The sequence below is a fragment of the Streptomyces paromomycinus genome, assembly GCF_003865155.1.
GTDB classification, from domain to species: Bacteria; Actinomycetota; Actinomycetes; order Streptomycetales; family Streptomycetaceae; genus Streptomyces; species Streptomyces chrestomyceticus.
Genome location: NZ_BHZD01000001.1, coordinates 375689 through 389434, shown reverse-complemented (window position 1 = coordinate 389434; position 13746 = coordinate 375689). Strand labels below are relative to the sequence as shown.

Sequence of the window (13746 nt, the reverse complement as noted above, 5' to 3'; positions counted from 1 at the left end):
GGCCGGCCGACAGCGCCGTCGGCCGGCCGCGGCGTACACCCGGTCCGTTCCCGGTGAGGACGGGCCGTCACGCGAAGGGGGAACGTGCGATGGAACGATCAGACGGCTCGCGCGGAATGCAGAGCCACGACCGCCGGGTACCGGCCGCGGTGGCCGAGGCCTTCCGGCACGGCTGGGCCGACACGACCCGGCAGCTGCCGCCCGTCTCGGGAGCCGCGTGCGCGGCCAAGCGGCGCGCGGCGCTCTCCGAGCGGTTTCCCGGCGAACGGATCGTCGTCCCGTCGGGCGGGTTCAAGGTCCGCAGCAACGACTTCGACTACCTCTTCCGCCCGCACTCCGCCTTCGTCCACCTCACCGCCGAGCAGGGCACCCAGGCGGTACCGGACAGTGTGCTGGTCTTCGAGCCGACCGGCAGCGGGCACGAGGTCACCCTGTTCACCCGGCCGCGCTCGCCGCGCGACGCCGGGCCGGACGGCGCGCACTTCTACAGCGACCGCCGGCACGGCGAGTTCTGGGTCGGCCGGCGCCGTACGCTCACCGAGACCGCCGACGCCCTCGGCGTCCAGACGGCCGCCCGCGACCGCCTCGAAAGCGCCCTGACCACCGGCGTACCCACCCGTTCGGTACGCGGCCAGGACGCCCTCGTCGACGCGCTGGTGGCACCCTCGGAGCCGGCCGACGCCGGACTCCTCGCCTTCCTCTCGGAACTGCGGCTGGTCAAGGACGAGTGGGAGGTCGACCAGCTGCGCGCCGCCGTGGACCACACCGTCGCCGCGTTCGGCGACGTCGTCGGCGAACTGCCGTACGCCACCCGTCTGGCGCGCGGCGAACGCTGGATCGAGGGCACCTTCAACCGGCGCGCCCGGCTGGCCGGGAACGGCCTGGGCTTCGAGACCATCGCCGCGGCCGGCGCCCACGCGTGTGTGCTGCACTGGATGCAGAACGACGGTCCGGTGCGCGACGGCGACCTGCTCCTGCTCGACGCGGGCATCGAGGCCGACTCCTTCTACACCTCCGACATCACCCGTACCCTGCCGGTCAACGGACGCTTCAGCGACGTCCAGCGCCGTGTGTACGACCTGGTCCACGCCGCCCAGACTGCGGGCATCGCCGCGCTGCGGCCCGGCGCGCGCTACAGCGACTTCCACGAGGCCGCGACGCGTGTCATCGCCGAAGGTCTCGACTCCTGGGGCCTCCGGCCCGCCGCCCCGGGCATGGAGCACAGCGCCGACCTGTACCGCCGGTACACCGTCTGCGGTACGGGCCACATGCTCGGCCTGGACTGTCACGACTGTGCCGCCGCCCGCAACGAGCAGTACACCGACGGCATCCTGCAGCCCGGCCATGTGCTCACCGTCGAGCCCGGCCTGTACTTCCAGCCCGACGACCTGTCGATCCCGCAGGAGCTGCGCGGCATCGGCGTGCGCATCGAGGACGACTTCGTCATCACCGCGGACGGCGCCGAGTGTCTGTCGGCCGGCCTGCCGCGCGGCGCCGACGAGGTCGAGGCGTGGATGGAAGCGTTGCTGTGAGAGCGCGCAGCCTGCTGGTCGACCAGGTCCACGGACAGCTCCAACAGGCCGGCGCGGTGGCGGTGGTCGGTCCCACCGGATTCGGCAAGACCGCGGTGCTGGACGCGGTCTGCACGCAGTGGCAGTCCGGCGGGGACCCCGTGGTCAGGCTCAGTTCGACGCCTGCCGACGCCCATCTGCCCTACGTCCCGCTCGTGGACCTGTTCACCGTGTGCCCGGCGGACGTCAGCGGTGAGCTCTCCGACATCCAGCGGGCGACGATCGACTGGGTGCTGCGCCGCGTCACCGGACCCGAACCCGACCCGGCCCTCCTGCGCGTGACGGTCCTCTCCTGCCTCCAGGCATGGGGGCGCCGGGCCCGGCTGCTGCTGGCCGCCGACGACATGCACTGGTGGGGGCCGGACAGCCTGGACGTCTTCGGCTTCGCCGCACGCCGCAGCCGCGGCAGTGTCTCGCTGCTGGCGGCACTGCGGCCCGACGGCCCCCTGGCGCACGACGTCCTGGGCGGTGACGCCGTGGAGATCGCGCTCCCCACGCTCAGCGCGCAGGAGTCGGCAGCCGTGGTGCGCACCTTCAACATCCCGCAGCGCACCGCCGCGCGCATCCACACGGCCACCGGCGGCAACCCCCGGCTGGTCTGGGACATCGCCGCCGCACTGGCCCGTAGTGGGCCTCCGTCGGTCCTGGACGCCCAGCCGCTGGCCCCGCATGCGCGCAAAGCCCTGCGCACCTGGCTGGCCGGACTGGCGGCACCGGTGCACTGGGTGCTGCTGCTGGCCGCGCTCACAGCCGACCCGTCGCTCGACGTCGTACGCCGCGCGGCGGGCCCGTCCGCCGACGCGGCCCTGGCCGACGCCGAGGCCGCCGGACTCGTCAAGGTGGCCGCCACCGTGGCCTTCGCGGCCCCGGTCATCCAGGAGGGCATCCTCGCCCAGGCCAGCGGCGAGGCGGTACGCCAGGCCCACCTGACCCTGGCCACGGCGGCGCACGGAGCCGACGACCGCCTGTGGCACGAGGCGTGCGCCCTCGCCCCGGCCGAGCTGCCCGCCCAGCTCATCCCGGCGCTGGCCGACGCCGCCACCGCCGCGCGCGAGCGGGGCGAGCACACCCGGGCCGCCGAGTTCGCCCTGCTGGCGGGCGGCCGGACCGGCGGACCCCGCCACGACCTGCTGGTCGCGGCCGCCCGGGACGCCGAAACGGCCGGGCGCTTCGACCTGGCCTGCACGGCCCTGGACCAGCTGGACCGCAGCCGGGCCGTGCCCGCCGCCCGCGCCCAGGCACGGCTCGCCGTCGTCGACGCCGCCGGGCGGGGCGCCGCCCTGGTCACGGACGTGGCGGCGCAGGCCCTGGCCGAAGCCACCGCCGCCGACGAACCGGCCCTGATCTCGGCGGCGCATCTGCGGCTCGCCCACGGCCTGCGACTCAGCCGGGGATGCCACGCCGAGGCCCTGGCACACGCCCAGGCGGCCGAGGAGTGGGCCGAGCGCGCGGGCGACGCCACGACCCACGCGGCGGCGCTGGCCCTGACCGCGGAGATCGAGCAGGGCCAAGGCTCCCCGGGCCGCACCGCGCTGCTCCGGCGCGCGCTGGCGACGGGCCCGGCCGACGGCGGTACGGCCCGGATGCCCGGACACCCGGGCCGTACCGCCGTGAACTTCGCCCTGCTGGAGGACAATCTGGAGCAGGCCGAGCGGTTGCTCGACGAGCTGGGACCGGCGCCCTGCCCCGCCGACCGGCTCTGGCTGCTCGCCGACTCCGTCCACCTCCACGCCCACCGAGGTGAGGGGGCGGTCGCCCGCGAAAAGGCCCACCTCCTGCTGGATCTCACCCGCGACCTGGGGGCCTCGCCCGGACCGCCGTGGTACGCGGCGGCCGCCGCCGAACTGGCCGGCGGCACCCTCGAACAGGCCCTGATGTACGCGGATCTGGGCCTGACGGCCTCGCAGGAGGACGCGGACACCGTGTACGCCGCCCACTGCCTGCATGTGTCGGGCATGACGCGCCTGCTGCTGCGCGACACCGGCGCGGCCCTGGCGGACCTGCTCAGGGTCCAGGACCTGGTGCAGGAGCTGGGTATCGCGGACCCCGCGCAGATCCGTTACGACGCCGACCTCGCCGAGGCGCTGGTCGCCGCCGGAGACCTGCCGGCCGCCCGGCACACGCTCGCCGGGGCGCGGCGCCGGGCCCAGGATCTGGGGCGGCGCGGCGTACTGGCCTCGCTCGACCGGGCCCAGGCGCTGTGCCACGCGGCAGCCGGCGAGTTCGGCCCGGCCGAGGAACTGCTCAACCGGGCCGCGCGATCCTTCGAACGGCTCGGATATCCATTGCAGCGCGGCCGGGTGCTGCTGGCCCGCTCCTGCCTGGAACAGCGCCGCAGGCGCCCGGCCCGCGCCAACGAGGCGCAGGCCGCGGCCGAGGCGGTCTTCCGCAAGGCGGGCGCGCCGCTGTGGGAGCCGGCCCGGCCGCAGGGGGACCAGGCGCAGCCCTGGCTGGCCGGGCTGACCGACGCCGAGCAACTGGTCGCCGAACTGGTCACCCAGGGGCGCGGCAACCGCGACATCGCGGCTGCCCTCTACGTCAGCGTCAAGACCGTGGAGGCGGCCCTGACCCGCATCTACCGCAAGCTCGAAGTGCGTTCCCGCGTCCAGCTGATGGCGCTCGTCCAGAAGGACGGCCACCTGGCGCGCCGATGACGGCGGCCGTCCACCGTTCCGCCGACCAACCACCCGGCCCAGTTGCGCGGCCGTGCCTGGCCGGCCGGTCAGCCCGTCTGCCAGGCGACGGTACCCAGGATGCTCGATCCGGGAGCCTGCCCGGCCGCGTCACCGGGAGCCGGGACGTCATGACGGACCACACAGCCGGTCATCCGCCCGCCCATGAACAGCGGACCGAACACCCCACGCGTCGAGATGCTCCGGTACGCGCCCAGGTCGCAATCGAAGACCTCGGCGTCGAACTCGGCGCTGTGCACGGTCTCCTGCGCTATCCAGGTCCCGGCCCGGCCCGCCTTCGCGATGACGTCCTCCCACGCCGACTGCTCGGTCCGGGCGCCGATGTGCACGTCGAAATTCTGGTCGCCGTCGGACCGCTTCACGACGAAATCCGCACGCCGCTTCGTCAGCAGTTCCGGCAGTTTCCACTTCTCGCTCTGGAATTCGACGTTTTCCTCCCGCATACCGCGTGACCAGGGCAGGTAGCGCTCCACGAATTCCCGGTCGTCCTCGGTCATCCAGTCCTGTCCGGCGGACAGCAGCGCGAAGAGCTGCTTGTTGGCCGCCTGATAGGAACTCTGCGGCGTCAGTACGGCCGCGCCGCATTGCCTGATGCGCAGCAGCGGACCGATGTCTCTCCCCGCGTCGATCCATTCCTGCGGCACCGTCCGCTCCAGCACCATCGGGAAGGTGCTTCCGCGGGAGTCGAGCGAGGCGAGGAATTCGTCCGTGTCGAAGTACTGCGCCTCGATACCCGCCTTCCGCAGGGCCTCGACCTCGATCTCGTAATACCTGCGGCTGCCCCCGGTGTCGGACAGGAAGACGTCCGGGAGATAGCCGACGAGCGCCACGCGGGGGTCCAGCCCGAGGTCGTCGAGGACGGTGCGCAGGACGTCGTTGCGGTCCCTGAGGGGGTCGGCGAGCGTGAGGGTGTCCAGGACCGGGCCCGGCAGCAGCTGCCGCCACAGCTCGTTGAGCAGGTGGGCGTAGACCTGTCCGCCGGTGGACGAGCAGAAGTTGAACTCGATGAACTTCCACCCGGACGCGGTCCGGATAACGTCCGGCCGGCCCATCAGCGTCGCGTAGGCGTTCTCGGACTCCTCGTCCCCGTAGAACTCCGTCAGCCGTTCGTCGAGCCCCAGAGCGCGGTGCCGGCTCAGGCAGTCCCCGCCCAGTTCCCGCACCGCCCGCCGCAGCAGTCCGGCCAGGCGGACGCTCGCCTGCTCCAGGTCGGCGCCCTCGGCCGCGGGCCGCACGACCGGTCCGGCGGGGGCGATCCGGTCGAACCAGAAGGTCCGGAAGCCCCTGAACTGATGGTCGAAGGCGTTGAGCAGCCGACGGGAGTCCGTCGCGTACGGCCCGCGTGCGGCCGTCACCGGCGCCGCCGTCGAGGTCTGTTCCATGGTCTTTCACTCCTGCTAGAGGCTGGTGCGGACGGCAGCCGCCGCCCGCTTGCTGCCGCGGCGGGAAGGCGCCGAGCATGGCCCCGGGCCGGCGTGTCCGAGACCGCCGGCCCAGGGCTGGTGCTTCGTCTCACGGCAGTACGGGCCGCGTCTCCCGTCGGCCGAACGCGGATTCCAGGGCCAGTCCGGCCCGGAACAGGCTCGCCTCGCCGAACTTGCGCCCCACCAGTTGCACCCCGATGGGCAGCCCGTTGCCGGCGAACCCCAGGGGCAGGGACATGGCCGGGTGCCCGGTGATGGCGAACGGAATGGTCTGCATGTCGTTGGCCAGCCGCGGCGGAGGCCAGTCCGTGCCGAAGGCGTCGACGCGGGCCGCGGTGGTCTGGCCGCACGCCGTGATCAGCACGTCGTGGTCGGCGAAGACCCGCCGGTCGAGCGCGGCGGCGAGCTCCTTACGCACCTGGTACGCGCGCTCCAGGTCGTCCGGGCCGACCCCCGCGCCGGGCATCAGCTTCTGGTAGGTGTAGCGGCCGAACGACCGGGGCGCGCGCCGCAGGTTCTCCTCGTGGACGGCGAAGCCCTCCGCGATCAGGATGATCCGGCCGCAGGCGTCGAAGACCTCGTACGGCGGCAGCGCGCACTCCTCGACGACCGCGCCGCGCTCCTCCAGATGGACCAGGGCCCGGTCGATGGCCTCGGTGATCTCCGGGAGGGTGCCCGGGTCCGCGGCGTACCAGGACCGCGAGTAGCCCACCCGCAGCCCCCGCACGTCCCCGGTCAGCAAGCTGAGGAAGTCGGGCGCCGGAGCCTCACGGGTGCGGGCGTCGCGCGGGTCCGGGCCCGCGATGACCTGAAGCGCGGCGGCGGCGTCGGCCACCGTCCAGGCCAGCGGCCCGAAGTGGTCCATGGTGGGCGCCAGCGGGGTGGCCCCGTGACCGGAGACGCTGCCGTACGTCGGCTTCAGCCCGACGGCCCCGCAGTGGAAGGCCGGACCGCGCAGCGAGCCGGCGGTGTCGGAGCCGAAGGCGACGCGCAGGAACCCGGCCGCCACGGCGGCCCCCGCTCCCGAGGAGGACCCGCTCGGAATGTGCTCGCGGTGCCAGGGGTTCTCGGCGGGCGGGAACGGCAGGTCCGTGCTCGGCCCGCCGAAGGCGAACTCGTACGTGGCCAGCTTGCCCAGCAGCACGCCGCCCCCGGCGCGCAGCCGGGCCTCGACGGCGCTGTCCTCCCTGGCGACGGCGTCCAGCGTCAGCCGCGAGTGGTTGGTGGTGGGCAGACCCTCGGCGTCCAGGATGTCCTTGAGCGCGTAGGGGATGCCGTGCAGCGGACCGCGGTCGACGCCCGCACGCAGCTCGCGGTCGGCCCGCACGGCCCGCCGCAGCGCGTCCTCGCGGGTGACGAGCACGAACGCGTGCAGGTCGGCGTCGTGGGCGTCGATCAGCCGCAGCGCGTGCTCCACCAGCTCCACCGACGTCAGCGCTCCGGTGCGCAGCAGCGCTCCGGCCTGGGCGACGGACAGCTCGGTCAGGGCGCCGGGACCGGCGAGATGTGGGGACGCGTGCTTCGGTACGGCTGCGTCGGGGTAGGCCCCCGGTGGGGGGATGTGGGCGTTCGCCCCGTAGGGCGGTCGATCGAGGTCAGTCATCGCTGATCTTCACCTCCCGCAGCAGCCGGCTCATCGTGCGCAGCGAACGGTGCCCGGCCAGGACACCGGGCGCCAGGTCCGGCGGCATCTCGATGCCCCGGGCCGCCAGAGCGGCGGCGAACTCCCGGTCTGCTCGCGCGTGTTGCGGGTCCCCGGTGTTCGGGGGCCCGGTTGTCTCCTCCGTGCCGGCGTGTGCCACGTACGGTCGTTCCTTCCCCTGCGGTCAGTGGTGCTCCTGCGCCACCAGGTGGGCACAGGTGATGAGGTCCAGCGAGGCGTGCCCGGTGGAGCTGAAGACGGTCGGGCGGCCTTCGAGCCCGGTGGGCCGGCCGTTCTCCAGCGCCTCCAGGTCGATCGCCCTCCGGTGGATCTCGCCCGCCTCGGCCACGGCGATCCCGATGTCCTCGACGACGAGCGTGGCGGCGGTCAGCAGCGAGCGGGACAGCTCCCGCGACTCGGTGGTGTGCGCCCCCATGCAGTTGATGTGCACGTGTTCGGGAAGCTCCGGCGCGATGGGCAGCGGCTGTACGGACGTGGTCGCCGTGGAGATCACGTCCGCCGCGTCGGTGGCCTCCCGGGCCGACGCGCTGACCTCGGCCCGTACGTTCCCGTTCGCGCGCCGGATGCGCTTGCACAGCGCCTCGGCGTGCTCCCGGGAGCGGGAGTGCACCCGTACCTCGGTGATGTCGCGCACCGCCGAGACCCCCAGGTACTGCTGCCATGCCTGGACACCCGAACCGACGATCGCCAGGACACCGGCGTCCCGGGCCGCGCAGCGGTCGGTGACCAGCGCCGTGACGGCCGCGCACTTGAGGTTGGTGACGGCCGCGCCGTCCAGCACCCCCACCAGGTCCCCGGTCCGGGCCGAGAACACCGTGACCACGGACGTCACGGTCGGCCCGGGACCGTCGGTGATGGTGCCGGTCTTGTTGACGCACAGCCCGAGATCGCTGCTGACGGCGGGCATGGACAGGAACCTGGTGCCGTGGCCCTCGTCGACGACCTCCCGCAGCGGCACGCTCATCCGGCCCACCGCGCCGCTGCGCAGGCTCTTGCGCATCAGCGCGGCAACGGCCGTCACGTCGGCCACCCCGTGCTCCCTGCCGACGACCGTCATCCGAGGTCCGCCAGGACGTCGAGCAGGTCCGCCGCGAAGCGTTCGGTCAGCTCCGTGGGCATGTCGCCGCGCAGCATCATCCGTACGCCCGCCTGGCCCTGCGCCACGATCGGGAAGAACATCGCGGAGCAGTAGTAGCCGCGTCGGTACAGCTCGGTCGACAGCCGCACCGCCCGGTCGTTGTCGCCGACCGTGACGAACTTGATGTGCGACCCCGCCCCGCGCAGGCCGTGCCCCTGCAACCGCTCGTCGAACAGCTCGATGTTGCGGGCGAGCTGTTGCTGACGCCGGCCCAGCTCCGGGCTGCGATGCACATCCAGAGCGCCCAGCGCGGTGCCGATGGCGGCCGTCCGCAGCCCCTGGGACCAGGCCAGCGGCCCGGACCGGTAGAGGAAGTCGAACACACCGCGGTCACCGACCATGGCGATGCCACCGGTGGCGCCGAACGCCTTGGCGGTCGAGGCGACGACGATCGTCCGGGCGTCGAGGGTGTCGAAGACGGTGCGCGCGTAGCCCTCGCCGCGTGCGCCGACGGCCGACAGGGCGTGCGAGTCGTCGAGGTAGACGAACATCCCGTAACGGTCCTGGAGTGCCTTGATCCCCTCCAGGTCCGCCTGCCCGCCGGTGGAGTAGACACCTTCACCGACATAGGCCACCCGCCCTCGCGGATAGCGCTTGCAGATGTCCTCCAGGTACTCCATGTCGTTGTGCGGACAGGTCAGCACCAGCGTCTCGTCGGCCAGGACGGGCTTGAGGAAGTTCATGGAGAAGTGCGCGAACCGGTCGAAGACCACGACCAGCGGCTCGCCGTCGGTCAGGTGCCCGGAGGCCAGCAGCGGCAGGATCGCCGCGCTGAGCACTCCGCAGGACACCGACGGCAGCACATGGGCGCCGAAGTGGTCCGAGAGCTCCTGCTCCAGCTGCTCCATGATGCCCAGCCGGATGCGGAACTCGCCCATGGACAGCCCGGTGATCTGCTCCTGTTCCAGGGCGGCCCGCCCGGCCTCGACCACCGTGGGGTGGCTGTTGAGGCCCAGGTACGAGCAGGAGGAGAGGTTGGTGAACTCGTGCCCCGTCCGTACGTCGCGCAGCCGGTTCTGGCCGTCGACGGCCTCGACCACCAGGCCGAGCATCCCGTGCTTGACGGACAGGCCCCAGGCCGCCTCGCTGGCCGGCACCATCTTGCGGTTGTTGCGGTAACGGTGGGGCCCCGTGATGTCCTCGGTCATCGCGCACCCGCCGCCTGGTCGTGCAGCCAGCCGCCGAGCCGGGTCACGGCCTCGCGGGCCTTGGCCAGGCGCGAGTGGTGCAGGTGCCACACGTGCACCATGCCCGGCCAGACCTCCAGCACCCCGGTGCCCCCGGCGTCCCGCACCCCGTCGATGAACCGCTGGGCGTCGCTGAGCAGGATCTCGCGGCTGCCGACCTGCATGAACACCGGCGGCAGGCCCGCGAGGTCACCGAACAGCGGGGAGATGTAGGGGTCGGTCGGCGGGGTGCCCGCCCGGTAGGAGGCGGAGACCAGCTCCACGACCGGCTTGGTGAGCATGGGGTCCTCGTGCTCCAGGGTGCGGTAGGTCTCCCCGCTGCCCGTCAGGTCGGTCCACGGCGAGATGCAGGCCGCGGCGGCCGGCAGGGCCGTACCCGCGCTCCGCAGTTTCAGCAGCGTCGCGAGTACCAGGCCGCCGCCCGCCGAGTCACCGACGAAGACCACCTCGTGGGCGGACAGGCCCTCGGCGAGCAGGCTCCGGTAGGCGGCCACCGCGTCGTCGAGCGCCGCGGGGTACGGGTGCTCGGGGGCCCGCCGGTAGTCGACGAAGAACATCCGGCAGCGGGCCGCCCGGGCGATCTCCCCGACCATGTGGCCGTGGCTGCGCAGCGAGCCGTAGACGTAGCCGCCGCCGTGCAGGTAGAGACCGGTCAGCGAGCCGTCGGTCTCCGGCGGGGTCAGCAGATGACCGCCGGGCCGCTCTTCGACCTCGATGTCGTCGGCGACCGGCACGCCCCAGGTTTCGTAGAACTTCCGGGCCTCGCCGATGTCCTCCGGCCACTCGTCCGCGGCGAGGGCCGTGAGCAGCCGGTCGAGCTCCGCGCGGTCGTCGTCGGACATCAGCGGTACGTCGTGCTGTGCGGAGGTCGTCACTGGCCCGCCCCGACCGGGTCGATGCCGCGGTGGTAGCGCTCGCGCGCGGCCTCGTCCGGCACCTGGAGGCTGGGCTGGGGGATCGACAGCTCGTAGTGGCGGTACCACTTGGCCAGCTCGACGTCCTCGGCGAACTGGTACTCCAGGTGCCGGATCGGGCGGCGCGCGGGCCGCGCGGGGTCGGCCGGACGGGGCTCGGAACCGGCGTGCGCGAGCCCGCCGTCGACCTCGTTGAGCAGGACGACCATGACCAGGTCGGCGGACAGGTCGGCGTCGACCGCGGCCGCGTAACCGGTCAGCACCGGCTCGGCGTGCTGTTCCTTGACCGCGACGTTGAAGCTGTGCGGCATCAGTTCGAGCAGGTCGGCCGGGGCCACGCCGCGCTCCTGGCAGTAGGCGCGGGTGTCGCAGACCATCGGGGTGCCGCCGGCGATGTTGGTGTTGGGGCCGTAGATGTTGCCGATGAACGGCGTTGCGGCGTCGAAGTGCACGCACTTCGTCGTCAGGAACTCGCGCTCGGTGGTGTGGTCCCCGTTCGGGGTGAAGTGGGTGTTCTTGTTGTAACCGTCGACGTCCATACCGGCGATACGGTCGTAGTCCATCGCCACCGGGCTGAACCGGTCGACGTCCACCCGCTCGCCGAAGCCGCGGAACAGCGATTCGAGGTAGTCGCGGGCGACGGCGGCGTCCTGCTCCTTGCCCACGTCCAGGCCGTGCCGCGTCAGGGTCTTGGCAACACCGTGACAGACGGCGACACCGTCGCCTTCGGTCACCAGCCGGACCAGTTCGGACACCAGCCGGCCGTCGGTGGCCTGCAGCCGGCCGTCGACCAGCTCGCTGTCGTAGGCGGAGACATCGATCATCACGTGCTGCGGAAGGGTCTTCACGAGAAAAACTCCCGGTTACTCGGCGGGGGTGGTGGCGTGGACGACGGCGGCCGCGGCCGCTGCCGCGGCTTCGGGCGCGTGGAGCTGGAGCATGCGCTGGGCCCGCAGCACGAACGGCGGGGCGAGCACCCGGCCTTCCTCAACCGCGAAGCCGTACGGCGTGGAGTGGTAGTCCTCGACCACGCTGCGGTAGTCGGCGATCTCCTCGGGACCGACGGTGAACGTCTCGGCGATGACCTCCACCTGACGCGGGTGGATGGCCGCCTTGCCGGTGAACCCGGCGTCCCGGGCCGCCCGGCACTGTGCCGCGACCACGTCGAGGTCGTGCAGCTCGAAGGAGTTGGTGTCGATGGCGGGCACCCGGTACTTGGCCGCCGCGGCGCACAGCCGGGCCCGCGCGTGATCGAGGTAGAACGCGTTCTCGGCGTACAGCTCGGCCGTCAGGTCGGCCTGGCCGAAGCACAGACCGTCGCTGACCGCGGCGATGTCCGCGGCGTTCTCGACCGAGTCGACGGTCTCGATGAAGCTGCAGATCTGCGGCGGCCTGGAGGTGTGCGACAGCAGCGACCGGTAGACCGCCACGTCGCCGGGGCCGGAGATCTTGGGGATGAAGATCACGTCGAGGGGGACACCGCCGATCGTGGCGTCCATCTCGATCAGCGCCTGAAGGTCCTTCAGACCGTCGGGCGTGGCGATGGTGTTCACCCGCAGGCCCAGGGCGGGCAGGCCGGCCCCGGTGAGGTCCGCCTGCGCGAGCAGGGCGCGGGCCTCGGCCTTCCTGGCCGGGTGGGTGGAGTCCTCCAGGTCCAGGACCAGCATGTCGGCCTTGACCTTGCCCGGCCGGGCGACCGACGCCAGCAGCAGCGCCGGGGTGTAGAGCAGGCTCGCGTAGGCTTTCATCGCGCCTCTTCCCTCCCGAACAGCAGGTTCATCTTCTGCAGCGAGAAGTCCTCGTAGCGGATCGGTGCGTACTTCGCGGGGCGGTCGGCGGCGAACTTGGGGAAGCACTCGATGACGGTGTCGTCGTTCGCCAGCTTGAAGAAGACGATGGACTGGCGCTGCCGGTCGGCGAGGCGCACCCGGTGCGGCGTCGAGACGTACTCGTCGTTCGACCAGCGGGCCATCAGGTCACCGATGTTGACGATGAAGCTGTCGCGCTCCTGCACGTCGATGTCCAGCCAGCGCCCGGAACGGTCCTGCAACTGCAGGCCAGGGCCGTCCTGGGTGAGCAGCGTGATCAGCGTGCCGTCGGTGTGCTGCCCCATGCCCTGGTCGTTGAGGAACTGCGGATCGACACCGGGGTACAGGTGCGAGCGCAGCGAGTCGTTGGAGGTGTCCGTGCGGGTGGCGAAGAAGTCCCGGGGCAGGTCCAGGGCCAGCGCCAGCAGTTCGGCGATCTGGCCCGCCACCGTCTCGCAGGCGGCGAAGTACCGCTTCAGCGCCGCGCGCAGCCGCGCCCCCAGTTCGTCCGCCGGGAAGGGCAGCTCCTCGTCGTCGTGCAGGATCAGCCGTCCGACGCTGAACTTCTCGACGTAGTCCGAGGGCATGCCCGGCTTGCCGGTGTAGGCGAAGGCGTTCTCGGACAGCAGGGCGCTGTACCCGTACGGGCTGTAGTCGCTCTCGCCCCGCGCGTTGGAGGTGCGCATCGCGAACGCGTCCTTGGTCTCCGGCGTGAGGGCGAAGAACCGGAGCGAGGCGGCGTAGGCGTCGTCGAAGACCTCGGAGGCGATGCCGTGTCCGCGCACGACGAAGAAGCCGGTGTTCCGGCACGCCTCGGAGATCTCCTCGGCGATCTTGCGTTCCAGGTCGGGGCGGCCCGGCTCCAGGTCGATGACCGGAATCATTGCTCTGCTCCCTGCTTGGGGACGAGAATCGTCCGCTCGAATTCGATGACCGGCACGTCGTCCTGATTGCGGCCGGTGGTGTGGACGGTCACGATGCCCTGCTCGGGCCGCGTCTCGGACTCCCGGCGGGAGACGATGCGGGTCTGCGCGTACAGCGTGTCGCCCACGAACACCGGGGCGGTCAGGCGCACCTTGTCCCAGCCGAGGTTGGCGACGCACTTGGCGCTGATGGTGGAGACGGTCATCCCGTTGACGATTCCGAAGGTGACCAGGCTGGAGACGACGATCTTGCCGAACGGCGTCTGCTCGGCGTAGACCGCGTCGATGTGCAGCGGATGCTGGTTCAGGCAGAGCAGTGAGCTCCACACGTTGTCGGTCATGGTGATGGTGCGGCCCGGACGGTGCTCGACGACCTCGCCGGGGACGTAGTCCTCGTAGACCATGCCGCTGTCCTCCCGGTAGAT

At 72.2% G+C, this 13746-nt stretch carries 12 protein-coding genes; 2 read left to right on the top strand and 10 right to left on the bottom strand.

What is annotated here, in order from left to right; genetic code table 11:
* Positions 1-89: 89 nt before the first annotated feature.
* Together OEIGOIKO_RS01465 and OEIGOIKO_RS01460 are read left to right on the top strand one after the other, a co-directional pair.
* Positions 90-1532, top strand: coding sequence for an aminopeptidase P family protein (locus OEIGOIKO_RS01465; RefSeq protein ID WP_125051056.1), 1443 nt, complete (start codon positions 90-92; stop codon positions 1530-1532).
* A complete protein-coding gene (locus OEIGOIKO_RS01460; RefSeq protein ID WP_170251475.1) occupies positions 1529-4225 on the top strand; it encodes a helix-turn-helix transcriptional regulator in 2697 nt (898 codons plus the stop codon). Before OEIGOIKO_RS01465 ends, OEIGOIKO_RS01460 begins: the two co-directional genes overlap by 4 nt.
* A 68-nt stretch (positions 4226-4293) precedes the next feature.
* Here the strand turns inward: OEIGOIKO_RS01460 and OEIGOIKO_RS01455 are convergent, their stop codons facing one another.
* The 10 genes from OEIGOIKO_RS01455 to OEIGOIKO_RS01410 all read right to left on the bottom strand — a co-directional run bounded on the left by OEIGOIKO_RS01455 (position 4294) and on the right by OEIGOIKO_RS01410 (position 13725).
* Positions 4294-5646, bottom strand: coding sequence for a hypothetical protein (locus OEIGOIKO_RS01455; protein WP_125051052.1), 1353 nt, complete (start codon positions 5644-5646; stop codon positions 4294-4296).
* Between the two features lie 130 nt (positions 5647-5776).
* A complete protein-coding gene (locus OEIGOIKO_RS01450) occupies positions 5777-7291 on the bottom strand; it encodes an amidase (RefSeq protein WP_125051050.1) in 1515 nt (504 codons plus the stop codon).
* Positions 7284-7490 (bottom strand): hypothetical protein, encoded by a 207-nt coding sequence (locus OEIGOIKO_RS01445; RefSeq protein WP_125051048.1) that lies wholly within the window; start codon positions 7488-7490, stop codon positions 7284-7286. Before OEIGOIKO_RS01445 ends, OEIGOIKO_RS01450 begins: the two co-directional genes overlap by 8 nt.
* 24 nt (positions 7491-7514) lie before the next feature.
* Positions 7515-8381 carry an ornithine cyclodeaminase family protein gene (locus OEIGOIKO_RS01440; RefSeq protein WP_246177112.1) on the bottom strand — a complete coding sequence of 289 codons (867 nt, stop codon included), beginning with the start codon at positions 8379-8381 and terminating at the stop codon, positions 7515-7517.
* A 23-nt stretch (positions 8382-8404) separates the two neighbouring features.
* Positions 8405-9637 (bottom strand): aminotransferase class I/II-fold pyridoxal phosphate-dependent enzyme, encoded by a 1233-nt coding sequence (locus tag OEIGOIKO_RS01435; protein WP_125051044.1) that lies wholly within the window; start codon positions 9635-9637, stop codon positions 8405-8407.
* The gene (locus OEIGOIKO_RS01430) at positions 9634-10551 is read right to left on the bottom strand and encodes an alpha/beta hydrolase (RefSeq protein WP_125051042.1); all 918 of its coding nucleotides are present in this window, start codon (positions 10549-10551) and stop codon (positions 9634-9636) included. The genes OEIGOIKO_RS01435 and OEIGOIKO_RS01430 overlap by 4 nt, the downstream gene beginning before the upstream one ends.
* Complete coding sequence (locus OEIGOIKO_RS01425) at positions 10548-11438, bottom strand: hypothetical protein (RefSeq protein ID WP_125051040.1); 891 nt, start codon at positions 11436-11438, stop codon at positions 10548-10550. Before OEIGOIKO_RS01425 ends, OEIGOIKO_RS01430 begins: the two co-directional genes overlap by 4 nt.
* Before the next feature lie 15 nt (positions 11439-11453).
* Positions 11454-12338, bottom strand: a complete 885-nt coding sequence (locus tag OEIGOIKO_RS01420) for an HpcH/HpaI aldolase/citrate lyase family protein (protein WP_125051038.1) — start codon at positions 12336-12338, stop codon at positions 11454-11456.
* Positions 12335-13282, bottom strand: coding sequence for an isopenicillin N synthase family dioxygenase (locus OEIGOIKO_RS01415; protein ID WP_125051036.1), 948 nt, complete (start codon positions 13280-13282; stop codon positions 12335-12337). The genes OEIGOIKO_RS01420 and OEIGOIKO_RS01415 overlap by 4 nt, the downstream gene beginning before the upstream one ends.
* Positions 13279-13725 carry a MaoC family dehydratase gene (locus OEIGOIKO_RS01410; protein ID WP_241268955.1) on the bottom strand — a complete coding sequence of 149 codons (447 nt, stop codon included), beginning with the start codon at positions 13723-13725 and terminating at the stop codon, positions 13279-13281. The genes OEIGOIKO_RS01415 and OEIGOIKO_RS01410 overlap by 4 nt, the downstream gene beginning before the upstream one ends.
* Positions 13726-13746: the final 21 nt, after the last annotated feature.

Coding starts and splice junctions, on each gene's coding strand:
- OEIGOIKO_RS01410 (WP_241268955.1), bottom strand. CDS start 13,725: ATGGTCTACGAGGACTACGTCCCCGGCGAGGTCGTCGAGCACCGTCCG.
- OEIGOIKO_RS01465 (WP_125051056.1), top strand. CDS start 90: ATGGAACGATCAGACGGCTCGCGCGGAATGCAGAGCCACGACCGCCGG.
- OEIGOIKO_RS01420 (WP_125051038.1), bottom strand. CDS start 12,338: ATGAAAGCCTACGCGAGCCTGCTCTACACCCCGGCGCTGCTGCTGGCG.
- OEIGOIKO_RS01450 (WP_125051050.1), bottom strand. CDS start 7,291: ATGACTGACCTCGATCGACCGCCCTACGGGGCGAACGCCCACATCCCC.
- OEIGOIKO_RS01455 (WP_125051052.1), bottom strand. CDS start 5,646: ATGGAACAGACCTCGACGGCGGCGCCGGTGACGGCCGCACGCGGGCCG.
- OEIGOIKO_RS01435 (WP_125051044.1), bottom strand. CDS start 9,637: ATGACCGAGGACATCACGGGGCCCCACCGTTACCGCAACAACCGCAAG.
- OEIGOIKO_RS01415 (WP_125051036.1), bottom strand. CDS start 13,282: ATGATTCCGGTCATCGACCTGGAGCCGGGCCGCCCCGACCTGGAACGC.